The organism is Kocuria massiliensis (genome assembly GCF_900169715.1).
Lineage (GTDB): Bacteria > Actinomycetota > Actinomycetes > Actinomycetales > Micrococcaceae > Rothia > Rothia massiliensis.
This window is the reverse complement of record NZ_LT835161.1, coordinates 1,333,199-1,357,808: the sequence shown is the minus strand read 5'-3', so window position 1 is coordinate 1,357,808 and position 24,610 is coordinate 1,333,199. Positions and strand designations below refer to the sequence as shown.

Genomic DNA, 24,610 nt, shown 5'->3' with positions numbered 1-24,610 from the left:
AATTAGTTCCAGAGAGTGGCCACGGCAATGTTGATGAGAGCGAGGCCGCCGACAGAGTGAGCGATTCCGGTAGGAACTGCTTCCCCTGCCTTGTACTTGCGTTGCCCAATGAACGCGGTGACCGCGATGGCCAAGCCAATCACAAGTTTGACTCCGAGCTTGGCGTGGTTCACGACGCCGTCGCCCATTTCGAGCATTCCCCACATGAGGATGCCCGTGACGAGTTGAAGTAACGCGGCGTAGAACTGCACGGGGACCACGCGCGGCGGCTTGAAATTTGCGACCCAGAGACCGAAGACGAGGGCGGCCCCCAGGATGTGGAGGAACAGGAAGATGGACATCAGAACAGACATACATCAATTCTAGAACGTTTCTAGCTTTTTGGCGTCATAGTGTCAGTAAAAACTGGTGGGGTTTGACACGTGGTGCGAGGTTAACGCATATGAGGCTGCTACCCCTTCGGGGCGGCCGCCTCATATGCGTCGTCGGTCGGAGCCTTACAGGCCAACCTCAGACTCGAACTTGCCTTCCTCAAGGCGCTTCTTCAACGTCGAGAGGAAACGACCGGCGTCGGCGCCGTCGACCAATCGGTGATCGTAGGTCAGCGACAGGTAGCACATCTGACGGATCGAGATCGTGTCGTTGCCTTCCTCGTCGGTGACGACGACGGGGCGCTTGACGATCGATCCGGTCCCCAAAATGGCAACCTGCGGCTGGTTGATGATCGGGGTGTCGAAGAGAGCCCCGAAGGAACCGATGTTCGTGATGGTGAACGTTCCACCGGAGAGCTCATCGGGTCCGATCTTGCCGGATTTGGTGCGCTCGCCGACGTCGGCGATCTTCTTGGCAAGGCCTGCCAAGTTGAGATCTCCGGCGTTGGAAACAACCGGGACCAACAGCCCACGCTCGGTATCCACGGCGATGGCGATGTCCTCGGAGTCGTGGTACGTGATCTCCTTGGCATCAGCATCGTACGAGGCATTCAGCTTGGGGTGCTGCTGCAATGCTTCCGCAACGGCCTTCGCGAAGAAGGGGAGGAAGGTCAGCTTGGCGCCCTCACGAGCCTGGAAGGAGTTCTTGGCGCGTCCACGAAGCTTGGCAACGCGGGTCATGTCGACCTCGGTGACCTGAGTCAGCTGCGCAGACACATCGAGGGATTCCTTCATCCGCTTGGCGATGGTCTGACGGATCCGGGGGGCCTTCTCCGTCTTGCCGCGCTTCTCGGTGTCTACGGCCGGGGCCTTCGGGGCGGGAGCCTCAGACGAAGGTGCCGCGGACTGCTGAGGAGCTGCACTTTCGGAAGACTTCTTGGCATCCACGGCCGCCTGAACGTCCTGTTTCCGGATCCGGCCACCAACGCCTGAACCCTTGATGGTGTTCAGGTCAATGCCCTCCTGCTTAGCGAGCTTACGCACCAGCGGGGTGACGTAAACTTCACCGCTCTGCGAGGAAGACTCCTGCTTGGGTTCGGACTTCGGAGCCTCCTGCTTGGGGGCTTCCTGCTTCGGAGCTTCGTCCTTGGGGGCTTCCTGCTTGGGAGCCTCCTGCTTCGGTGCTTCTTCCTTCGGAGCCTCTTCCTGAGCGGCGGAGTCATTCTTCGAAGAATCAGATGCAGGCGCGGAAGATCCTTCAGCACCGACGATTGCGAGAACCTGACCGACCTCGGCCTCTTCGTCTTCGTCAACCTTGATTTCCAGCAACGTGCCGGCAACAGGGGAGGGAATCTCGGTGTCGACCTTGTCCGTGGACACCTCGACGAGAGGTTCGTCAACCTCCACGGAATCACCGATGGACTTGAGCCAACGGGTCACGGTCCCTTCGGTGACGGACTCACCAAGAGCCGGCAAAGTGACTTCCTGTCCTTCGCCCCCGGCGGACCCGGAAGAATCGGACTTCTGCTCAGATGCGGCAGGAGCCTCTTCCTTCGGAGCCTCTTCCTTCGGGGCTTCTTCCTGGGCAGGCTCTTCGGCCGGTGCCTCTTGAGCAGAGGATTCGTCCGAAGAAGAATCATCTGAAGATCCGGCTCCTGAACCGTCGCCAATTCGTACGAGGGGCGCGCCGACCTCGACTTCTTCGTCCTCGTCGACCAGGATTTCCTCGATCGTTCCGGCAACGGGGGAAGGCACCTCGGTGTCCACCTTGTCCGTCGAGATTTCGACTAAGGGCTCGTCAACCTCGACGGTGTCGCCGACGGACTTGAGCCAGCGGGTCACGGTTCCTTCGGTGACAGATTCGCCCAGTGCGGGCAGTTCTACGGTTTCAGACATCGTCTCTTCCCGTTCTCCTTATGAATATTGCCTGTGTGATGAGTGTTTATCTCGGTAGGATCGCGGCGATCAACCGTGCAACGGGTGACCGGCCAGGGCCATAGCGGCCTCGCCGAGTGCCTCGTTCTGCGTCGGGTGTGCGTGGATGAGCTTGGCGACGTCCTCTGGGTAGGCTTCCCAGTTGACGATGAGCTGAGCCTCGCCGATCTGTTCACCGATGCGCTTGCCGATGGCGTGAACACCAATGATGGGGCCATCTTTTTCGCGCACGAACTTGATGATGCCGTTGGCGCCGAGGATCGAGCTCTTGCCATTGCCGGCCAGGTTGTATTCGGAGACCTCGATGTTGTCGTCGCCGAACTTCTCCTTGGCCTTGGGCTCGGTGTAACCCACGGAAGCGATCTCGGGGTCAGAGAACGTGACCTTGGGGATGTTGATGTCTTCCACAATGACCGGGTTGAGGCCGGCGATTTCCTCGGCAAGGAAGATGCCCTGCTGGAAACCACGGTGAGCCAGCTGCAAACCGGGGACGATGTCGCCCGCGGCGTAGATATTTCCGACGCCGGTGTGAAGGCGTTCGTCGGTGATGACAAAGCCACGGTCCATCGTGACACCGGCTTCTTCGAAGCCCAGTCCTTCGGTGTTGGGGCCACGGCCGACCGCCACGAGGACGATATCGGCTTCGAATTCCTTGCCGTCGGTCAGAGTGACCTTGGCGCCGTTGTCGTCCTGCTCGACCTTTTCAAAGAAGGTGCCGAGGTTGGACTTGATCCCGCGCTTCTTGAAATTGCGTTCGAGGACCTTGATGATCGAGGGATCCTCATTCGGTACGAGGTGGGGCAAACCCTCGATGATGGTGACGTCTACGCCCATCGAGCGCCACATCGAAGCAAATTCGGAGCCGATGACGCCGCCGCCGAGGATGATCGCCGACTTCGGCAAGTAATCCATCTCTAGCGCTTGGGTAGAGGTGAGAACCCGACCGCCAATTTCGAGACCGAAAGTCTTTGAAATCGAACCGGAGGCGAGAATGATGTGCTCACCGGTGTATTCGGTGCCATCGACGTCGATGGTGTTCTTACCGGTCAGCTTTCCCTTGCCGTTAATGACGGTGACGCCGCGCATCTTGAGAAGCCCCTGAAGTCCCTTGAACTTTCCGGAGATGATGCTGTCTTTGTAGTCACGGATCTTGGACATGTCGATGCCCTCAAAGCTGACCTTGACACCGTATTTCTCGGATTCGCGGGCTTCTTCCGCGACCTCCGCGGAGTGGAGATACGCCTTCGTAGGGATGCAACCCCAGTGCAAGCAGGTACCTCCGACCTTTTCCTTTTCGATGAGCCCGACGGAGTAGCCGAGCTGAACCGAGCGAAGAGCGGCGGCGTAGCCCGCGCTACCGCCGCCTAGAATGAGAATGTCGAAAGCATTTGCCGAATCGGCCACGTGGACGCTCCCTCGCGTTGGGTACAGGCCCGAAGGCCTGTCGCTGATGTTGAATCATTGTCTAGCTTATATCCCTGGTCGGCCAGGTCTCTACTTAACGCCACGGAAGACAAAACGCCCCTTCGAGAGGATCATCACACCTCGAAGGGGCTTTTTGCCATAGTGAACGGGCCTTAGGTCAGGCTTCGGAGAGGTCCTCCAAGAGGCTCACCAACGTGGCGACCGAAGCGCCCGTGCCGTTCTTGGGGACGAATCCACGAGCCGATCCTTCGTTGTACGCGGGGCCGGCAATGTCCAGATGGGCCCAGGGAATCTTCTTTCCCTCACGTTCGCCGACGAACTCCTGGAGGAACAAGCCCGCGATGAGCATTCCGCCGTCGCGACCGGAACCGATGTTCTTAAGATCGGCGGCCTCGGTTTTCAATTCAGCGCGCATGTAGCTCGGCAACGGCATCGGCCAAAACGGCTCACCGGCTCGTTCGGACGCTTCGAGGACTTGTCCGCGGAGCTGCTCATCGCCCATGACAGCGGCGTAGCGCGTCCCCAAGGCGACCATCTGGGCGCCCGTGAGGGTGGCGACGTCGAGCAGGTAGTCGGGCTCTGCCTCGGAGGCGTAGGCCAAGCCGTCCGCCATGACCAGTCGGCCTTCGGCATCCGTGTTAAGCACCTCGACGGTGGTGCCGCCGCGCATGCTCAGCACGTCATTCGGTTTCGTCGCCGAGCCGGAAGGCATATTTTCGGCGATGCAGAGGTAGCCCGTGATGCGAATCGGGAGCTCAAGCTCGGCTGCCGCTGCGACGGCGTTGAGAACCGCAGCGGCCCCGCCCATGTCGCACTTCATCGTCATCATGGCCGAGCCAGGCTTGATGGAAAGACCACCCGAATCAAAGGTGATGCCCTTGCCGACCAACGCGACGCTCTTGACGGGATTCTCAGGTTCGTAGGTGACCTCAACCAGTCGCGGTGGGCGTTCGGAGCCCTTTCCAACACCCAAGATGCCGCCAAACCCGCCCTCTTCGAGGGCCTTTTCGTCCAGGACGGTGCAGGAGACCCGGTCAATTCCGGAGACTCGCTCGACGGCACGGTCGGCAAAGACCTGGGGATAGAGGTCATTGGGGGCTTCATTGACGAGCCTGCGGGCCGAATCGACCGCTTCGCCCAGAATAAGGGCCCGCTGGAAGATCTCCATGGTGCCTTCGGAATCAACGTCGCTGACGATCACGACGTCGGAGACGGGCTCTTTCTCCAGGACGTCCTGGGCCGTACGGCGTCCGGCATCAAAGAATGCGCCAAAGGCGGCGCCTTCTGCGAGGGCGGAGACCTCAGACAGGGTCGAGGCCGGGAGATTCAGGGCGACCGATTCGAAGTCGATCAGCTGGCGGACCGCACTGCCGGCGGCTGAGCGAAGGGCATCGAGACGTTCGGGGCCTGTTTCGGCTAGAGACCCCAGACCGATGAGGGCCAACAGGAATGGCCCTTCTTCGCCGTAGCTAGGAAGCCTTAAGAGCTGGTCGGCCGTGCCTTGATGGCCCAGGTCTTCGAGGCTCGATTCGAGGGACTCGACGCTGGCTTCATCGAGGGCGGATGGGGTGAGCTGGGGGCCTTCAGGGCCTTGTACGACGCCGATCACCAAGACCTGAGCGTCAATATTTTCCAGTTCCGGCTCGACCAATGAAAATGCGAGTTCTGTGGACTCCGTCAAACCATGCTCCTTGTATTAGCTGGATAGGTGTTACCTGAATGAGGTATTCCGGTGAATGCGACGTGCAACGATGCGCGGCGTATCACAAGCGTCGGAGGAAATACTCAGGACGTCCCGGGGGTTATGCCTGTACGACCCTTAGTGCTTCCCCCTGACCCCAAGCCTAGGCCTTGAAACTGGTCACCGAGGGGGAATATGGGGATAATTTGTGAAATCCGCAGTAGGGACTACTTGTGGTACCGCTGTCGTCGACGAGGTAGAGGGATAGCTGATGCAAGATCCACAGAAGCTGTATTTGGGGCATCCAGGTCTGCTCAATGACCCCCGGCTGAAGGGGCTTGACCTGGTGGTGGCCCTGACTGGCTTCGCTGAAGCAGGATTCACGGCTCAGCAAGTCTCCGAGGCGATCTTGGCGGAGTTGCAGACTGAGGAAATCGTGGAGTTCGACGTCGATCAGCTCTACGACTATCGCTCCCGTCGGCCGGTCGTGAAATTCCTCGAGGATCATTTCGAGGACCTCTCCTTGCCGGAACTGAAGCTTTACGCTGTGACGGATGGGCTGGGCCAACCGTTCCTCCTGCTTGCGGGGCCTGAGCCCGACCTGCAATGGCAACGGTTTAGCAAGGCAGTCACGGACCTGGCGGAGAAGATGGAAGTCCGTCTTGTCGCCTCCATCGCCTCGATGCCGATGCCTGTTCCGCACACGCGGCCATTGCCCGTCACGGCTCATGGAAACCGAAACGACCTCATCCAAGGGATCTCACCGTGGAAGCCGCTCGCCGAATTGGGCGCATCGGCAGGTCACCTGTTGGAGGTGGACTTCTCCCAACGTGGTTTCGACACGGTCGGGTACACGGTGAATGTTCCTCAGTATCTGTCCGAGGCGGAGCTTCCCCAAGCGGCTGTGACGGCTTTAGAACATCTCAGCGCCGCGACGAAGCTCAACCTCCCGACGGACCGGCTCAGGGAGGCCGGGCGAGAGGTCGAGCAACAAATTAATGACCAAGTCAACGGGTCCATCGAAGTGCAGAGCATCGTCAACCACTTGGAAAAGCGGTATGACGAGACCATGACGGACGCATCGAAGAGGTCTTTGCTTGCGCGCGACGAATCAGAGATTCCGGATGCCGACGAATTGGGCGAAACCATCGAGCGGTTCCTGGCCGAGCACGAAGACGACGAACACAACGATCACTGAGTTGAACGCCCTCTTCGCGAGAATCGTCATCCACAAGATGGCGATTCTCGGCGTTTAACGGTCCCTTCATCACAGGGAACTGCCCGAACGGGATTTACGGTGAATCGGCGTCGCCCGATCTGGTCATTCTGTGCGGCATGACATCAACACATGATTCACGCATGACCACGCGACAGTTGAACACGGTGGCGCGAACGCCGGAAGACATCTTGGCCTACATGGTGCATGCCTTGGGGTACTGGCCGAGAAATTCCCTTGTTGTCCTAGGAGCCTCGGACGGGCGTCTAGGCCCTTGCCTTCGCGTCAACCTGCCGACCCATGACTCCAGCTTTGAGTCGTGGTGCCAAACCATGCGAGGCATGATTCAGCCGATCGAAGACGCCGAGTCCACAGCGGTGGTATTCGCGGCAGCCTTTGCGGAGACCACAAGTTGCTCCGCAGTCGAAGAAGGTGGAGGAACCGCCGGCTCCAATCCTGAGGAGGCTATTCCAAACTCGTTCTTGTGCGAAACATCGACGGTTTTGTCTCTCCTCGCGACCCGAGCCACGATCATTCGCGCTGGCCTTCACGCTCCGGGCGCTTGGGTGGTCGATGTGGACGCTGGGCGGTGGGGCTCGGTCATTGTTGAGGAAGCGAATCCAGGAGAGGCCGACGGGGAACGGCGTGAGATGGTCTCGGTGTTACGCGTGGGTTCGCATCTGAAAGGTCTCAGGTCCCGTCGGCACGAGTGGCTGGTAGAGCCACAGGGAAATCTCGAATCGATTCTGACCAGCCCAGTTGGCGTGGCACTTGCAGTGGAAGGTTACTCCTTGCGCGAGGCAGAGCATGCTGTTGCCGACCACTGCATCTTCCCAGGGGCGTTGGATGTACGGTCCGCGGTGGGGCCAAATGAAGAAGGACGACTCTGCGCCGCCTCACGGGCGGAACTACGAGCCGTCCGGGGGAGTGACGTGTCTCTGTATCGGCTCGACGCCGAGTTGACTCGTTTGGCGGAATCGTTCCGGGGCCAGCCCAGGCCACGAAACGCAATGCTCGACGCCGTTCCGACGGTGGACGAGGCGGCGCTGACGTCTCTGGCGACAACAATCGGCGACGTTGCTGGACTGCATAGTGTCCTAGTGCTGACGGCATGCAATCGCCGAGCCGCTGAACTATTTTCTCGAGGTATGCGGGGCGATCTCCGACAGGTCGTCGACGGGACGAGCATCGGGGCACGCATCGTGACCGGACGGCACCGCATCCCACCAAACAGAGACCGTATGTTGGCCGCAAGAGTGCTCCTGAGCATCGTGGAGTACTTCGCGGAGCCGGAATCTCAAGATTTTGCTCGAGTGGCCAATGCGTATTTGAGCTGGTTCTTCGGGCTGAGTAGTCAGGCGCATCGTTACTTGGAAGAAGTCCAAACTCTTGCCGGGATGGAACACGCGCTCTTGTGTCGACGACTCATGTCGCTCACTCCGATCCCGGCGTGGTTAGGCGGGTCTGGTCACACGTCGGTTAACGAATAGGTCCATGGGAAAAACTCTGACAGAATGTGTCTCCGAAGACCCCGTCTTGTCCGTGACGCAATGCGTCCACGCGGAATCGCAGACTTGGTAAATGTGCCCGGGAATAAACGCGGAAGTGACCTCGTTATTTCTCAGGTACGGCCTTGCGAGTTGCGCGCGGCTGACCCTCTATAGGGTCGGCGCAGACTTGACAGGGTCATAGGTGTTTTACGCGCCTGTGCATACACGACAGGGAAGAAAGGTTTTTGAGTGTCACCTGCTGCACGCAAAAAGTCAGAGTCCGGCGATACCAAGGTCAAAGGCAAGGCCTCGGCAACAGCCGACGCTGGGACGACCGCCGGCGCCGTGACGTCGTCAAAAACCGCGAAGTCCTCAAAGGCCACCGCGCAGACCAAGAGTAAGGCCAAGCCGGCTACCAAGAAGTCTCCGGCTAAGACGGCGTCGCGTCAGAAAGCCACCTCCGAGACGGTGGGTGTGGCTAAGACGGAGGCTGCCGAATCGAGCGCCGCGAATTCAGAACCAACGTCGCGGGACGTTGAAGAGCTTGCCCCCACCTCGACGACCTCGGAAGAGCCTGAGGGTGCCGAGGAAATCGACCGCGACGAGACCCCCGTCGCCGACGACGCCGACAAGGAAGAGAAGAAAACCGTCGCCGCAAAGGGCAACGGATTCGTCATCTCCACCACCGACGACGACGATGAGCCGGCTCAGAGGGTTATTGCTCCAGGCGCTACTGCTGACCCCGTCAAGGATTATCTCAAGCAGATCGGCAAGGTCTCCTTGCTCAATGCAGAGCAAGAAGTTGACTTGGCCATGCGCATTGAGGCTGGTCTTTATGCTGAGCACAAGCTCAAGGACCGCGCGGATGAACTCAGCTCGCAAGAGCGCAAAGAGCTGCGCTGGGTCATTCACGACGGAAAGCGGGCGAAAAACCACCTCCTGGAGGCCAACCTGCGCTTGGTCGTGTCGTTGGCCAAGCGGTACACGGGACGAGGCATGCTCTTCTTGGACCTGATCCAGGAAGGAAACCTTGGCCTGATCCGCGCGGTCGAAAAATTCGACTATTCCAAGGGCTTCAAATTTTCCACGTACGCAACGTGGTGGATTCGTCAGGCGATCACGCGTGCCATGGCCGATCAGGCACGCACGATCCGTATTCCGGTCCACATGGTCGAGGTCATCAACAAATTGGCCCGTGTGCAACGCCAGATGCTTCAAGACTTGGGGCGTGAACCAACTCCGGAGGAGCTGGCCAAGGAACTCGACATGACACCGGAGAAGGTCGTCGAGGTACAGAAGTACGGCCGCGAGCCGATTTCGCTGCATACACCCCTCGGTGAGGACGGCGATTCAGAGTTTGGCGACCTCATCGAAGATTCCGAAGCCGTAGTCCCGGCAGACGCCGTCTCCTTCACCTTGCTGCAGGAACAGCTCCATTCGGTCTTGGACACCTTGTCCGAACGGGAAGCCGGCGTCGTCGCCATGCGATTCGGTATGACGGACGGGCAACCGAAGACTCTCGATGAAATCGGGAAGGTCTACGGTGTGACCCGCGAGCGTATAAGGCAGATAGAGTCCAAGACCATGTCGAAACTTCGGCATCCCTCGCGCTCGCAGGTCTTGCGGGACTACTTGGACTAATCGTCTGAACGGGATGAGGCCGGAAAGCGCTCCGGCCTCATCCCTCACAGGGGCGAATGACAAAGGCCCCGGTCCCGCCAACTGGCGGGGCCGGGGCCTTTGCTACATCCGATGCATGGCATCGGCACATTAATTATGCGGAGGCTGTAGCGCCGAGACGATCGCGCTCGTCCTGCCACAGACTTGCCAATGGACGAAGCTTGTCCTCATTGGTGGTCGCGTGGTGGGCGCAGAACAATAGTTCGCCGCCAGTGTTCTCAAGCACAACGCGCACGTAAGCCTGAGCCCCGCAGGAATCGCAACGGTCGGTTGCGTTGAGTTCCCGAGCTTCCAATGTCGCCGTCATGACTACCTCCTGACGTCTCGATCCGGTCGTTGCTACTGGTTTCGAAAGGCTTGTGAAAGCCGTTTACGACATCCAATAGATACCTTCCGGATATGAATGTTCATCTATGCAAACACGCTCCAAGGCCGATTTCATCCCCACCACGGCTAGTTCGCTGTGGGCGTTGCGTCATGTGGCGTTCATGAACCATTAGACTCGAGGTCGCGCCGGTAGCGGCGTCGTCGTCGTCAGATTGTCAGGAGTCCCAGCTCAGTGTCGCCGAAGAATTCCGAGTACACCGCCCGTCAGCTTTCCGTCCTGGAAGGACTGGAGGCGGTCCGCAAGCGCCCTGGTATGTACATCGGTTCGACCGACTCTCGGGGACTCATGCACTGCCTGTGGGAAATTATCGACAACTCGGTGGACGAGGCTCTCAGCGGGTATGGCCAGTCCATTGACATCGTCTTGAACCGCGATGGATCTGTGGAGGTCAAGGACGAAGGCCGTGGCCTCCCCATTGATATCGAGCCTCGAACCGGGCTCTCCGGCGTCGAGGTGGTCTTCACTAAATTGCACGCGGGCGGCAAATTCGGCGGCGGAACCTACAACGCCGTGGGCGGGCTCCACGGAGTGGGAGCGTCGGTGGTCAACGCGTTGTCTTCGCGCCTCGACGTCCAGGTAGACCGTGGCTCGAAGACGTATCAGATGTCATTCCAGCGCGGAATACCCGGCATTTTTGACGACGGGGGATCGCCAAAACCCGATGCCCCCTTTACCCCTGCGGAGGGCAAGGCCGCGCTCGACGTCGTCGGCAAGGCTCGTCGAGGCGTGACCGGCACGCGAGTCCGGTACTGGGCGGATCGCCAAATCTTCACACCGGACGCCAGATTCGACTACGAGCGCCTCGTCGAGCGCGCCCGACAGACCAGCTTTCTCGTTCCCGGCCTCCGCCTCCGGATTCGCGATGAACGACGTCTGCCTGGAACACCGGGTGAAGACGGGCCTCACGAGGAAGTCTTTCAGCACGACGGCGGCATCGCCGAGTACGTCGAGTTTTTGGCGGCAGGTCCCGCTCTGACCGATGTGTGGCGTTTTCAAGGCTCGGATAGCTTTCACGAAACCGTTCCGGTACTCGATAGCAATGGACACTCCAAGCTGGAAGACGTCGAGCGCGAGTGTGAGGTCGATATCGCTCTTCGGTGGGGGACGGGTTACGACACTGCAGTTAAGTCCTATGTGAATATCATTGCCACGCCCAAGGGCGGTTCCCATGTCACCGGCTTCGAACAGGGCCTGGTGCGAACTCTGCGTAAAGAAATTACGGCGAACGCGCGCAAGCTCAAGGTCGGGACCGACAAGATTGAAAAGGACGACATCCTCGCTGGCTTGACGGCTGTCGTGAACGTTCGGCTGGTGGAGCCGCAGTTTGAGGGGCAAACCAAAGAAGTTTTGGGTACGCCGGCAGTCCGTGCCATTGTCAGCAAGATTCTTTCCCGAGAACTGGATCGAGTCCTGACGTCGAAGAACCGTTCAGAGAAGCAACAGTCTGCGGCACTCCTGGAAAAGGTTGTGGCCGAGATGAAGTCACGGATCTCGGCGCGTGTTCATAAGGAGACGCAGCGGCGAAAGAATGCTCTCGAAACGTCGACGATGCCGTCCAAGCTGGTGGACTGCCGTTCCAACGATGTGGAACACAGTGAGTTGTTCATCGTGGAGGGTGACTCGGCTCTGGGAACCGCGCGTTTGGCGCGTTCGTCCCAGTACCAAGCGCTGTTGCCTATCCGCGGCAAGATTCTCAACGTTCAAAAGGCTTCGATCACTGACATGTTGGCCAATGCCGAATGTGCCGCACTGATCCAGGTCATTGGTGCGGGTTCAGGCCGAAGCTTCGACCTCGATGTGGCCCGCTATGGCAAGGTCGTCATGATGACAGACGCGGACGTGGACGGCGCACATATCCGGACGCTCTTGCTGACGTTGTTCTATCGCTACATGAAGCCGCTGGTGGAAGCGGGCAGAGTTTACGCTGCCGTTCCGCCGTTGCACCGGGTGGAAGTTATCAACGGAGGCGGCAAGGCCAACGAGATGGTCTACACCTATTCGGAGAAAGAACTTCAGGAAATCCTGAACGACCTCGAGGCGAAGGGTAAGAAGTACAAAGAACCGATCCAGCGGTACAAGGGTCTCGGCGAGATGGACGCTGACCAATTGGCCGAAACCACCATGGACCCGCGGCATCGATTGTTGCGGCGTGTGCGCATTGAAGACGCCGAAGCCGCCGAACGTTCCTTCTCGTTGTTGATGGGATCGGAAGTGGCACCTCGTAAGGAATTCTTGATCAGCCACGCGGATCAACTGGACCTCGAACAGATTGACGCCTGATCAGAACGTGGCCGAAAGTCCAGCTGTCCTGCTCCGGTGAGCGGAGCCTGACGGCAGTGAATGTGTAATTAATCACTCGGTGAATCTTCTGGGTCGGATCCGCATCGTCGCGGATCCGACCATTTCCATACCTTTGCCCAAGCATCGGTGGGCCCTCATCGATGAGGTCCAAAAGACCTTATGCTTGATCGTCACGAATAACGTCAAGACATCGTCCAGTCCCGGGAACAAAGGGTAAAAACTACCCTTTCCCGCGTGTCAAGAGGCCGCTGACGGGTCGTCATCAAGTGTTCAGACCACGTTGCTATCTTGAACTTAACCGGTCCGCTGGGGTCCGGTTGTGTGCGTTCAGATGCGCGAGGAGAACCGTGGATACTGTAGAAATTGCCCGTTGGCAGTTCGGGACCACCACTGTCTATCACTTCATGATGGTTCCTCTGACGCTGGGCTTGGGGATGGTTGTGTTGATCTTCAACCTTCTCTGGGTGAAGACCGGCAAAGAGGAATACCTCAGGATGACGAAGTTCTGGGGAAAACTATTCTTGATCAACTTCATCATGGGCGTGGCCACAGGCCTCGTTCAGGAGTTCCAATTCGGTATGGCTTGGAGCGAGTACTCCAGATTCGTCGGCGACGTCTTTGGCGCTCCGCTGGCGATGGAAGGTTTGTTGGCCTTCTTCGTGGAATCTACATTCCTTGGCCTGTGGATTTTCGGCTGGAAGAAGTTGAAGCCGACTATTCACGCATTCTGCCTCGCCGCAGCGGTGCTGGCATCCTGGCTGTCGGCCACGTTCATCATCATCGCGAATTCGTGGATGCAACACCCCGTGGGATACGAGGTGGTCAACGGACGGCCAATTCTCAATGACGTTTGGGCGGTGCTGACGAATAGCACGGCATTGGTAGCGATCACACACACCATCTTTGGTGCCTTGGCCGTCGCGGGATCCTTCCTCCTCGGTATCGCTTGGTACAAGCTGTGGAAGCGGCGTACCAGCGGTGTCGACTCCGTGGATGAAAAGGGCTACGTCATCGTAGGCGACGCCGGACGAGGCGCGCAGGACAAACGCGACTACAAGGTGTGGTTCCGTTCTCTGCGATTCGGCATTCTGATCGGGCTCATCGGATTTTTGGGCACGGCATTCAGCGGCCACATTCAGGGACAACTCATGTTCCAACAACAACCACTCAAGATGGCCGCCGCGGAAGCCGCTTGTCACGACGGGACGGCATTCTCTGTCATGACGGTGTCGGATCTGGGTTCGCAGAACTGTGATGACGTGAAAAACCTCATCGAATTGCCCGGGTTGCTCTCGTTCTTGGCTCACGATGATTTCCACACGAATATTCCGGGCATTACGACGCTGATGCCCGAGTACCAGAAGATGTATGGCACGAACCTCGCAGATAATTCGCTGTATGGGGATCGTGCTGGCCAAGAAATCAGCTATCTTCCGCTGATGGAGGTGACCTACTGGGGATTCCGCATCATGATTACCTTCGGCGGTATGGCTGCCGTCGCGTGCATCTTCGCCTGGTGGATTACCCGGAAGGGCACTGTTCCACAGTCAAAGTGGCTCACGAGACTCGCGATCTTCGGAATCCTCGCGCCCTTCGGCGCCAACATTGCGGGCTGGATTTTCACCGAGATGGGGCGCCAACCATTCGTGGTAGCGCCTAACCCTGATTTGCCACTGGATCAGCGGGTTTACATGTTCACAGAGGCGGCGGTTTCGCCCCACGTGACGGCGGGGGAGATGCTGTTCTCCCTGGCGGTCCTCGTCTTGATCTACGCGGTACTCATGGTCGTGGAGGTCTTCTTGATCTCGAGATACGTCAAGACGGGCGTCGTCGCCGCGATGCCAGAGCTTGTCTCCTCGGATGATCACGACGACGAGGATCATCCCACCAAAAATGACGATGTCTTGGCCTTCGCCTACTAGGAGCACATCACCATGTTCGAAGAATTTGTAGGACAACCTGGATTACCGACCCTGTGGTTCTTAGTAGTCGGTGTATTGCTGATCGGATACATCGTCCTGGATGGATTTGATCTCGGAGTCGGCATGCTCATGGGCCGAATTTTCTCGAAAAACGAGAAAGAGCGGCGCCTGCTGCTGAACACTATTGGCCCCGTGTGGGACGGGAACGAAGTGTGGCTCATCACGGGTGGCGCGGCAATTTTCGCGGCCTTCCCCATGTGGTATGCCTCGCTCTTTTCGTCCCTCTACATACCGTTGACCTTGATCCTCCTGGCCCTCATCTTGCGAGCCGTGTCGATCGAATATCGTGGCAAGCTCACCGGGCCTCGGTGGGAAGCACGGTGGAACGCGATCATGTCGGTGTCTTCCTTCTTCATCGCTTTTCTCATCGGCGCCGCGTTGGCGATCACGACGACGGGCCTGCCACTCAATGATCACGCGGACCGGGTTGGTGGACCATTTGCCTGGCTGACAGTTCCCGCTGTGCTCGGCGGCCTTGGAATGGTCGGGTTCTCTCTGGTCCACGGTTTGGCCTTCCTCGCCCTGAAGACGGACGGAGAGGTTCGCCATCGCGCCCGGGCCTACATGGTCAGAACGCTTCCGATCGCATTGTTGCCGATGGTCGGGTGGGCCGTGTGGCTTCAGATACTGGGCGCGACGGCCCTGTCGCTCACATTCCTCGTCCTGGCCGCAGTCGCCGCAGTGATCGCCTGGGTCATGGCTTCCAAGGGGCGTGAGGGCATAGCGTTTTCGGGGATTGCAGGGTTCGCCGTGTTTGGTGCCTTGGCCATTTTCATGGCGGCCTACCCCAACGTCCTTCCCACCACGTTGGAGGGAGGAACGACCTTGACGATTCAGAACGCCTCTTCCTCGCCCTACACGTTGAAGGTGATGACGATCGTGGCGTGTATTGGGCTACCGGTACTGTTCCTCTACCAGGGATGGACTTACTGGGTCTTCCGTAAACGCCTGTCGGCAGAGCACATCCCAGCGGCTCACGACGTCACCAGCTTGGCGAATCAACCCAACGCCCGGTAAGCGAGAGTCATGACCCAGCAGCAAGCCCCCACGACCCAACCTCGGACCTCGGCGCGTCCGCCGTTGGGTCCGGGGGCTCGCCGCATCATGGCCTGGCTCTCGGTCATCAGTGGATTGAGGGCGGCGGGCCTCGTCCTTTTCGCGGCGTCCGTCGCGACACTATTGACCGTGCTGGCTCGCGAGGCATTCCGCGTCGTTTCCTCGGGCAATGGCCCCGAAGCATCGAGCGATTGGGCAGATTTCGTCGGTTCGCATTCGGCGGGTGCCGATGGTCTATTTCCCTCCTGGCTGACTGGGATAGATCCCGGGCACTGGGCCTGGCAGATCGCTGCATGGGGTGTGGCTGGTCTTGCCATTCGGGCACTCGCGGACTGGGCTCTTTCTGTGGCGTCACAGCGAGCGGCTTCCTCCACGAAGTCTGACCTGCGTCGTCGGCTTCTTGAGGCTGTACTCCATCGCTCGTCGACATCCGCCGGAGCCCGCATCGAAACGGGCGGGGACAGCGAATCATCGTCCGATGGCGGCATCGCCGTTCTGGCCTCGCGGGGGCTCGACACCGTCGATGACTACTACGTCAAATCGTTGACGGCTATGTGCTCCTCTGCGGTGATTCCGGTGGTGCTTATGCTCGTCGTCCTGTGGCTCGACCCGATCAGCGCGCTGGTCCTCGTTTTGACGTTGCCGTTGGTTCCGCTCTTTATGATCCTGATCGGGAAGACCACCCAGCAGGACACCCGCGAGGCACAGACTCAATTATTGCGGCTGTCCAGCCACATTGTGGAACTCTCTCGGGGGCTACCGGTACTCTTCGGGCTCCGACGGAACCGGGCCCAAGCCCAGGCCCTCGACGATTTGGGTGAAAACTATCGACGTCGGACCCTGACGACGCTTCGTTCGGCGTTCCAATCGTCCTTGGCGCTCGAACTCATCACCACCATCTCCGTCGCTCTTGTCGCGGTCTTCATTGGGCTTCGGCTCGTGACGGGGTCGATAGGGCTAGATACGGCGTTGGCGGTCTTGCTCATCGCTCCGGAGTGCTTTCAACCATTGCGGGACCTGGGTTCTGCTTTTCACCAGTCCCAAGATGGCATTGATGCGTTGCGTCGGGCAGAAGCGGTCGTTGAACGGGGCCGCGCACCCCATGCACGTCAGACGAACCAGGATGGGGGTGTGCGCGTACGACAAGTCTCCGTGGCGTACCCGGGACGAGGCCCTGTCTTGACGGACGTGAACCTGGACATATCGGCAGGGAGCACCGCGGTGGTCGTCGGGCCTTCCGGCGGGGGCAAATCCACGTTGTTGAAGGTGCTCGGCGGCATGATCGACGCGATGCCGGCGGAACACCAGACGCCGACGGTTCGCGCGCCCTCGGAGACCGCGTGGATCAGTCAAACCCCCTCATTTCTCGCCGCAACCGTCTACGACGAAATGGGTCTGTATACGGCCCCCGAATTCGCCGAAACCTGGCTCGCCGAAGTCGATGACAACGGGTCGGTCCAGAGTAAAAGCCTCGAACCTCCTGCATCCGATGGCCCACAGTCTTCAGCGGTGGACTCCCTTATTCGCGGGGCTCTGACTGATCTGGGACTACAGGGCCTGAGGGATGTGGCGCCGTCCGCCCTCTCCGCCGGACAGGCCCGGCGTCTGGCCGTGGCGAGGGTGTTGGCGCGAGTACGAGGCATGGTCCTCGACGCGGGTGGCAGTCGTCAGATTTCATTGCTCGTTCTCGTCGACGAACCCACGGCCCACCTGGATGATCGCGCCGCCGCGTCCGTGGCGGGGGCCTTACGCGAGATCGCGAGCTACGGTTCGACCGTCATCTGGGTGACTCACGATCCGGCGACGGTGCCTCACGCGGAGTACTTCCTGGAGGTGCCTGGAGATAGGCAAGTCGTGGTCACCTCCTCGAGAACTCAAGCCCTCGACGGTGCGCGACTGACGAAGGATGCCGCCCACGGTGACCGCCACGCGGTAGATATTCCCCAAGCCGAAGGGCAGGGAACCGACGCCCCAAGAGATGACTACCCGGCGGGATCTGAGGGGAACGTTGCATCTCGTAGTGTCGTGCAAACCTTGGGATCCTTGAAGCGGATCACCGGGGCCAGGTTGACCACGGCGCTTGGCCCATTAGCTGTGAACTTTTTGACGGTAGCTTTTGGGGCATCGTTGACGGCGTTGTCTGGCTGGTTGATCGTTCGGGCCTCTCAACAGCCGGGCATGATGTATCTGATGGTGGCGATCGTCGGGGTCCGATTCTTCGGCCTCGGAAGAGCCTCCTTCCGATACGCGGAGCGATTATTGACCCACGACGTCGTGTTGAGGGCGGCTAACCGGTTGCGCATGACAGCGTGGCGGACCGTCGGGGAATCCGCTCTGAGCCTACGTACCTTGCTCCGGGGAGGAGCGTTCTTAGACCGTCTCGTCGGCGACGTGGATGAACTGCGCGACGCGATGCCGCGTGTCCTCCTGCCCATCGCCACAAACATCCCCGTGATGGTGGGTGCGGTTGTCGTGACCTCGTTGACGGTCCCGTCTGCAACGTGGCTCGTGGGGGTGGCTGCCTGCATGAGCACCTTCTGCCTTCCTTGGGTCGTGACGTGGGCAGATCGTCGGGCCGAATCCATACGACGAACGGCCACATCCCGGACCCTCCGTGGCGTCGTCGGCATGACGGAGGCCGTCGAGGACCTCCGAGGGAATTCTCTGGGACCCCACGTGTTGCGGGTCTTCCGGCATTGGGACGCAGATTCCTTGAACGCCGCTCGGAGGTCGGCCTTTGCCGCAGGTCTGGGCAATGCCACAACCCTCGGACTGTGGTGGTTGACCGCGCTCTTGATTGGGCTTGTGGCGTGGGCGCCCGTGAGTTCAGGACAGATCTCCGCTCCCGTGGCTGCGATTCCCGTATTGCTGTGCACGGCGTTGGTTGAGCCGGCCGCCCAAGCCACCGATGCGCTCCGGGCTTGGCCCGCTTTTGCGCGTCTCGTTGCCAAAATTGATCGGGGTGTTCCTGAAGAACTGCCGAGTTCACGCACGGATCACGACTCCGAGACGACGCGACACAACGCGCAGACGTTGCGGATCCAGAATGTGTCGGCCCGCTGGCCGGGGATGGAGAGACCTGCTGTCCGTGGGGTTAGCGGAGGAGTCGAGCGGGGGCAGGCTCTGGGACTCACCGGGCCGTCCGGATCAGGTAAATCGACCTCCTTGGCCGTTCTCCTAGGATTTCTCCGTCCCGAACAAGGCGAGGTGTCCGTGGACGGCGTCAAATCGGACCCGGAAACGCTCCGGGGAGTCTCGGCATGGTGCCCTCAGGACGCCTATATCTTCGATTCAACGGTTCGAGGAAACCTCGCCCTCGCCAAGCCCCGGGGGCAGGCACCGGGGGATGACGAGTTGTACTCGGTGCTGGACAGAGTCGGGCTCGGTGACGTCGTGCGTGGATTCGAGGACGGCCTGGATACCCGTGTGGGTGCCGGGGGCTCGAATCTCTCCGGCGGACAGCGCCAGAGGCTAGCCGTGGCACGGGCCCTGCTGACCGAGGCCTCGTTCCTGCTGCTCGACGAACCCACGGCTCACCTGGATCACGAGTCCGCTCAAGAGCTCATGGAGGAAATCGACCGGGCCACCCGACTCGACGCCCACGGCGAGAGCGGACCCGGAACGATCATCATTTCCCATCGGCCCGCAGACCTCGTCTACTGTGCTGACGTGGTTGCCCTCAAGTAGCGGCTACCGCCTACGCACCGGCTTAAGCCGAGTCCGCCTCGTCGTCGCGGACCGAGCCGTCCTCGGCCCCGCTGCCGAGAGCCGGCCCGACGGCGTCAATCGGTTGCTGCAGTTGCACGCCGGAACCATCGCGTGTCCCAAATTCCGTGGGCAACGATCGCGAAACTCCGGCCGAAGAGACGGCCTTAGCCGGTCCGCGTCCCGCCCACGCGAGTTGTAGAGCCGACTCGCCTTTCAGGAAGCGATGCGCGCGAACGCCGCCCGTGGCTCGACCCTTGGAGGGATACTCGGAGAATTCGGTAATCTTTACCGAGCCGCCAGACATCCCCGGAAGGCTGTCGCCAGGTTCAGCAACAGTCACGACGACGCCGGGCTCCGTGGGGGAGACGGCACCAAAGAACATCACACGATCCCCGTCCGCGAGCTTAATACCGGCCACACCGCCTCCCGTGCGGCCTTGTGGGCGAACCTTCGCGGCATCGAAGGTCAAAAGCTTGGCGTCGCGCGTGATGAACACCAGGTGATCGTCGTTGGTCGCGTGTGCGACGCCCACGAGCTCGTCGCCCTCCTTGAGGGAAATGATGGGCCAGTCGTCCCGGTTCAGGGGATAGTCAGGATTGACCCGTTTGACCACGCCCTGAGCCGTGCCCATAGCGAGCACCTGATGCAGCGGAGCAAGGGCGATGAGGGATTCACCACGTTCGAGCGTCAAGAAATCCTTGACCGCAACGCCGGTTCCCAAATTCGGTGCGGTCCCGGATAGTTCGAGCTGAGGGATATCCATGACATTGACTCGAACCATACGGCCAGCCGACGTCACCGCCCCGATCTCGCCCCGCGCCGTGGTCGGGATCAAGGACCGTAGGGCATCATGTTTGATGCGCTTGCCGGGATCCGCAAAAGATTCCCGGCCGCCGGGACCACCCGGCGTCCGGCCCACCATGCCCGAGGTTGACAGGGCCACCCAGCAGGGGTCATCCGCGATCTCTAGAGCTAGGCCAAGTCCCTTCTTGGACGACGCTCCGGATGCTGTGACGGCGGAGGCGAGTTGAGCCAAGTCATCGGATTCGAGCAGTTCGGTGCGCCGATCGGTACCGTAGCGTTCGGCGACGTCACCCAACTCATCCGAGACCACGCCACGGAGCTTGTGGTCCGACGCCAAGATGGACTCGAGCTCGTCAATGGTGGAGCGCAAATCGTCGCGCTCCGATTCGAGTTCGATGCGTGAGAATTTGGTCAGTTGCCGCAACCGCAATTCCAGGATGTAGCTGGCCTGTGCTTCGCTCAGGTCGAAAACCACCATGAGTCGTTCCCTGGCCTGAGCGGTCTGATCCGAGGTCCGAATGATCTCGATGACCTCGTCAATGTCGAGCATTGCGATCAGCAGGCCCTCGACGAGGTGGAGGCGGTCCTGGGACTTCTTGAGGCGGAACGCGGTCCGACGTCGAACGACGTCGATTCGGTGCGATACATACACCGTGAGAAGTTCCAGAAGACCCAATGTTTGTGGTTGCCCATCAACAAGGGCCACGTTATTGATGCCGAAGGAATCTTCGAGTGGCGTGTACTTGTACAGGGACTGGAGCACGGCGTGGGGATTGAAACCGTTCTTGAGCTCGACCACGAGCCGTGTTCCGTTCTTGCGGTCCGTGAGATCCACGACGTCGGAAATGCCGGACAGCTTTTTCGACTGCACGCCATCCTTGATTTTGTCGATGACCTTTTCCGCCCCCACGAGGTACGGCAATTCGGTGATGACCAACCCCTGTTTGCGGGGAGTAACCTGCTCGATCGACACTTTGGCCCGAGTCTTGAAGGAACCACGGCCCGTCGCATAGGCATCCCGGATGCCGTTGAGACCGACGATGCGGCCGCCCGTGGGAAGGTCGGGCCCCGGAATGAACTTCATGATGTCGTCGAGGCTCGCGTCGGGATGGTCGATGAGGTGCTGTGCCCCAGCGATGACCTCCCGCAAGTTGTGAGGCGCCATGTTGGTCGCCATGCCCACCGCGATTCCCGACGAACCGTTGACCAAAAGATTCGGGAAGGCCGCGGGGAGGACCCCGGGCTGGGTGAACTGGTTATCGTAATTCGGCACGAAATCGACGACGTCTTCGTCCAAGTCACCCGTGAGCGCCAGCGCGGCAGGGGCCATACGGGCCTCGGTATAGCGGGCTGCAGCCGGGCCGTCGTCGACTGAGCCGAAGTTGCCGTGTCCGTCTACGAGCGGGATGCGCATGGCAAAGGACTGCGCCAGGCGCACCATCGCGTCGTAGATCGCGCTGTCGCCGTGAGGGTGGAGCTTGCCCATGACCTCGCCGACGACTCGTGCGGACTTGACGTGTCCGCGGTCGGGACGGAGTCCCATCTGCATCATCATGAACAAAATGCGCCGCTGCACGGGCTTGAGTCCGTCGCGCGCGTCCGGGAGCGCGCGGGAATAGATGACGGAGTAGGAGTACTCCAGGAAGCTCGTTTCCATCTCGGAAGACACGTCGATGTCGACGATATTCTCGACCACGTCGAGCGGGAAGTCCTCGGGGGTATGCGACGACTTACGGCGGGGTGCCATCTACGGATCCTCACGGTTGAGCGAAAACGGGCGACCCCAGTCTAGAACAATAGGCGCCTGTGACTTGCGCTACTAGACTGTGGTTCATGGTCGATGAAAATTCCTACCCGTCCCACTGGGAAGCGGACGTGGTGTTGCGTGACGGTGCTACGGCTCACTTGCGTCCGGTGCAACCATCCGATCGTGACGCGCTCGCGGAGATGTATGCCCGGCAATCGGAACGCACGATCTACCTGCGGTTTTTCACCTATAAGTCTGCCTTGAGCGCTAAAGAGCTCACGCGCTTCACGACGGTGGACCACCACGATCGGGTCGCCTTCGTGATCATGCTGGGCGAGGAAATGATCGGCATCGGTCGTTACGATCGCACGAATCAGCCGAATGAGGCCGAGGTCGCCTTCTTCATTTCGGATCATCACCATGGACGAGGCATCGGTTCGATTCTCCTGGAACACCTCGCTGCGGCGGGGCTGGAATGTGGGATCACCAAGTTTTCCGCAGAGGTCTTGCCTGAAAACCGCAAGATGCTCAATGTGTTTTCCGAGGCCGGGTTCGAGGTGGCCCGTGTCTTCGACGACGGCGTCGTGATGGTGAGCTTCGACATCGACCCAACCGAAAAATCTCGGGAAGTCATGGCTTCCCGGGAGCATCGCGCCGAGGCGAAGTCGGTTGCCTCTCTGGTGGCGCCACGCTCGATTGCCGTGGTGGGTGCCTCGCGGGACTGGACGCAGGTGGGCCACGAAATTCTCGTGAACATCGTCGACGGTGGCTTCACCGGACCCGTGTATGGGGTGAATCCCGAGGCCTTCGAATTGGCCGGTATGAAAGCCTTCGCGCGGCTCGAGGATCTTCCCGAGGTTGTGGATTTAGCGGTGGTGTCGGTTCCGATTCCCGCGGTCTCTGATGTCGTGGACCAGTGTGGACGTTTGGGTGTGCGCGGGGTGTGCATCGTGACGGGCGGTTACGCCGACGACGGCGCCCGGGGGCGCGCCCGCCAGCAGGCCCTCGTACGAAAGGCCCGTGGCTACGGGATGCGTGTCATCGGCCCGGCTTCGCTCGGCCTGATCAATACCGACCCGGACGTCAGCCTGAATGCCTCGCTCGGAACCGTCTCACCCTTGCGCGGCCACTTGGGGCTTTTCAGCCAGTCGGCGGCGATGGGGGTCTTACTGGGAACCTCGGCGTACCGGCGCGGGGTTGGGGTCTCTACGGCGTTCTCGGCGGGCAATAAGACGGACGTTTCGGGTAACGACCTCATGCAGTACTGGGAAGATGACCCAGGAACCACGACCTGCTGCATGTACCTCGAATCAATCGGTAATCCCCGAAAATTCTCCCGAATCGCTCGGCGACTGGCCAGATCTAAACCGGTCGTGGTCGCCAAATCCGATGTGACCGGCGTGCGGTTGCCTCCCGGGCATTCCGGGAGGACCACCCAAGCCCCGGTCGAGGCCCTGGATGCGATGTTCCGCCAGTCCGGCGTGATCCGCGCCCACACCTCGGATCACCTCATGGACATTGCGCAACTTTTGGTGTCCCAGCCCCTCCCGACGGGACGTCGCGTGGCGATCTTCTCTAACGCGTTCGCTCTGGGGCAGGTACTGGCCGATGCGTGCGTGAGCCACGGCGTCGAGGGGCACCACACGGACCATGTGTTGGACACCTCGAGTGCGGACATCGACTGCTTGCAGATGATTCGAGACGCGGTGTTGGGCGCCTTGAACTCCGAGTCGAACGACGCCGTCGTCGCCTCATTCCTCCCGTCGCCTTTTGTCACGCCGGAAGAGATCGCCGAGGTCCTCATGGAGTGCGCGGCGGCGACGGGTAAGCCCGTGCTCGCCGCGTTTACTGGGGTCACGGAGCCGTCGAGCTACCGACGGGGAATCCACCCGGTGGAGCGCGAGATCCAGCCCGCCGGATGCGACGAAGCGCGGACCTTTCCGGGCGTTCCATGTTACGAAAGCCCTGGATCCGCCATCGCGGCATTGGCAGCAGCCATGGACTACGCGGCCTGGCGCAAACAGGAAGAGGTCTTTGTCCCTGAGGTCGAGGACGCGGATATCCCCGCCGCGAAGGATCTGGTCCAGGGCCTGATGAGCGGCGTCTCCGGTGACGGACTCGCCGAATTGGGCCAGACAGATACACGAAACCTCTTGGCGACCTTCGGGATCAAGGTCCTGGAATCCGTCCCCTTTGACACGCCAGACCAAGCCGCAGAGGCAGCGAACCGGTTGGGCTACCCGGTCGCCCTTAAAGCGATGGATGCGACCATGCGTCACCGTCTCGATCTCGGAGGCGTCCGCCTGGGTATCGAGAACGAGGACGCGTTGCGGCGCGACATCGATCTCATGCATCGCACCCTGCGCCCTTACGGCGTCTTCGACTTGGAAGTTCAAGCCATGGCTCCTACTGGGCAGAACTGCGTCGTCAGGGCGACGGAGGACCCCTTGTTGGGTCCCGTCTTGTCCTTCGGCATGTCCGGCGATTCCGTGGATCTTCTCGAGGACTGGGCCCACCGGGTGCCGCCGCTGACTCAGGGCGACGTCGTCAAGATGGTGCGAGCGCCCAAAGCGGCCCGGAAGCTTTTCGGGTACGGCGGGCTGCCCTCCGTGAAGGTCGACATGCTGGAGGACCTCCTGCGAAGGGTTGCCCAGTTGAAGGACAGCCTTCCCGAGGTGGCCCTGCTGGAACTAAAACCCGTGATGATTTCGGCCGATACTTTGACGGTCCTGGGGGCGTCCATGAAACTCGGTAATCCGCAGCAGAGAACAGACAGCGCGCGACGCACAATGTCTGGATCGTGACACGGACCGACGCGGGTGTGCC

14 protein-coding genes are annotated in these 24,610 nt (G+C 60.3%); 8 read left to right on the top strand and 6 right to left on the bottom strand.

Going from position 1 to position 24,610, the window contains the following annotated elements; genetic code table 11:
* Window positions 1-2: 2 nt before the first annotated feature.
* The 4 genes from B9Y51_RS10390 to B9Y51_RS10375 form a co-directional block, all read right to left on the bottom strand.
* On the bottom strand, window positions 3-353 hold the full coding sequence (locus tag B9Y51_RS10390; protein WP_048678551.1) for a hypothetical protein: 351 nt from the start codon (window positions 351-353) through the stop codon (window positions 3-5).
* Window positions 354-497: 144 nt separating this feature from the next.
* Window positions 498-2,267, bottom strand: coding sequence for a 2-oxoglutarate dehydrogenase, E2 component, dihydrolipoamide succinyltransferase (gene sucB, locus B9Y51_RS10385; RefSeq protein WP_085529603.1), 1,770 nt, complete (start codon window positions 2,265-2,267; stop codon window positions 498-500).
* Window positions 2,268-2,336: 69 nt separating this feature from the next.
* On the bottom strand, window positions 2,337-3,710 hold the full coding sequence (gene lpdA / locus B9Y51_RS10380) for a dihydrolipoyl dehydrogenase (protein WP_048678548.1): 1,374 nt from the start codon (window positions 3,708-3,710) through the stop codon (window positions 2,337-2,339).
* 178 nt (window positions 3,711-3,888) lie between these two features.
* Entirely contained in the window at window positions 3,889-5,412 is a 1,524-nt protein-coding gene (locus B9Y51_RS10375) for a leucyl aminopeptidase (RefSeq protein ID WP_085529602.1), read from the bottom strand.
* 271 nt (window positions 5,413-5,683) lie between these two features.
* Here B9Y51_RS10375 and B9Y51_RS10370 point away from each other — a divergent pair, with 271 nt between their 5' ends.
* The 3 genes from B9Y51_RS10370 (at window position 5,684) to B9Y51_RS10360 (ending at window position 9,759) form a co-directional block, all read left to right on the top strand.
* Window positions 5,684-6,610 (top strand): proteasome assembly chaperone family protein, encoded by a 927-nt coding sequence (locus B9Y51_RS10370; protein ID WP_048678545.1) that lies wholly within the window; start codon window positions 5,684-5,686, stop codon window positions 6,608-6,610.
* A 137-nt stretch (window positions 6,611-6,747) separates the two neighbouring features.
* Window positions 6,748-8,118, top strand: coding sequence for a DUF4192 family protein (locus B9Y51_RS10365; RefSeq protein WP_085529601.1), 1,371 nt, complete (start codon window positions 6,748-6,750; stop codon window positions 8,116-8,118).
* Between the two features lie 249 nt (window positions 8,119-8,367).
* Window positions 8,368-9,759, top strand: coding sequence for an RNA polymerase sigma factor (locus B9Y51_RS10360; protein WP_082156624.1), 1,392 nt, complete (start codon window positions 8,368-8,370; stop codon window positions 9,757-9,759).
* Window positions 9,760-9,892: 133 nt separating this feature from the next.
* Here B9Y51_RS10360 and B9Y51_RS10355 read toward each other — a convergent pair whose 3' ends face one another.
* Window positions 9,893-10,105, bottom strand: a complete 213-nt coding sequence (locus B9Y51_RS10355; RefSeq protein ID WP_048678542.1) for a DUF7455 domain-containing protein — start codon at window positions 10,103-10,105, stop codon at window positions 9,893-9,895.
* 252 nt (window positions 10,106-10,357) lie between these two features.
* Here B9Y51_RS10355 and B9Y51_RS10350 point away from each other — a divergent pair, with 252 nt between their 5' ends.
* From B9Y51_RS10350 to cydC, 4 genes are all read left to right on the top strand, one after another.
* Window positions 10,358-12,466, top strand: coding sequence for a DNA gyrase/topoisomerase IV subunit B (locus tag B9Y51_RS10350; protein WP_048678540.1), 2,109 nt, complete (start codon window positions 10,358-10,360; stop codon window positions 12,464-12,466).
* 368 nt (window positions 12,467-12,834) lie between these two features.
* Complete coding sequence (locus B9Y51_RS10345; RefSeq protein ID WP_048678538.1) at window positions 12,835-14,409, top strand: cytochrome ubiquinol oxidase subunit I; 1,575 nt, start codon at window positions 12,835-12,837, stop codon at window positions 14,407-14,409.
* 12 nt (window positions 14,410-14,421) lie between these two features.
* On the top strand, window positions 14,422-15,486 hold the full coding sequence (gene cydB / locus B9Y51_RS10340) for a cytochrome d ubiquinol oxidase subunit II (protein ID WP_085529600.1): 1,065 nt from the start codon (window positions 14,422-14,424) through the stop codon (window positions 15,484-15,486).
* A 9-nt stretch (window positions 15,487-15,495) separates the two neighbouring features.
* Window positions 15,496-19,212, top strand: a complete 3,717-nt coding sequence (gene cydC / locus B9Y51_RS10335; RefSeq protein ID WP_085529599.1) for a thiol reductant ABC exporter subunit CydC — start codon at window positions 15,496-15,498, stop codon at window positions 19,210-19,212.
* 22 nt (window positions 19,213-19,234) lie between these two features.
* Here cydC and B9Y51_RS10330 read toward each other — a convergent pair whose 3' ends face one another.
* A complete protein-coding gene (locus B9Y51_RS10330; RefSeq protein ID WP_085529598.1) occupies window positions 19,235-21,784 on the bottom strand; it encodes a DNA gyrase/topoisomerase IV subunit A in 2,550 nt (849 codons plus the stop codon).
* An 86-nt stretch (window positions 21,785-21,870) separates the two neighbouring features.
* Between B9Y51_RS10330 and B9Y51_RS10325 the strand changes: the two genes are divergently transcribed.
* Window positions 21,871-24,588 carry a bifunctional acetate--CoA ligase family protein/GNAT family N-acetyltransferase gene (locus tag B9Y51_RS10325; protein WP_048678530.1) on the top strand — a complete coding sequence of 906 codons (2,718 nt, stop codon included), beginning with the start codon at window positions 21,871-21,873 and terminating at the stop codon, window positions 24,586-24,588.
* Window positions 24,589-24,610 lie beyond the last annotated feature (22 nt).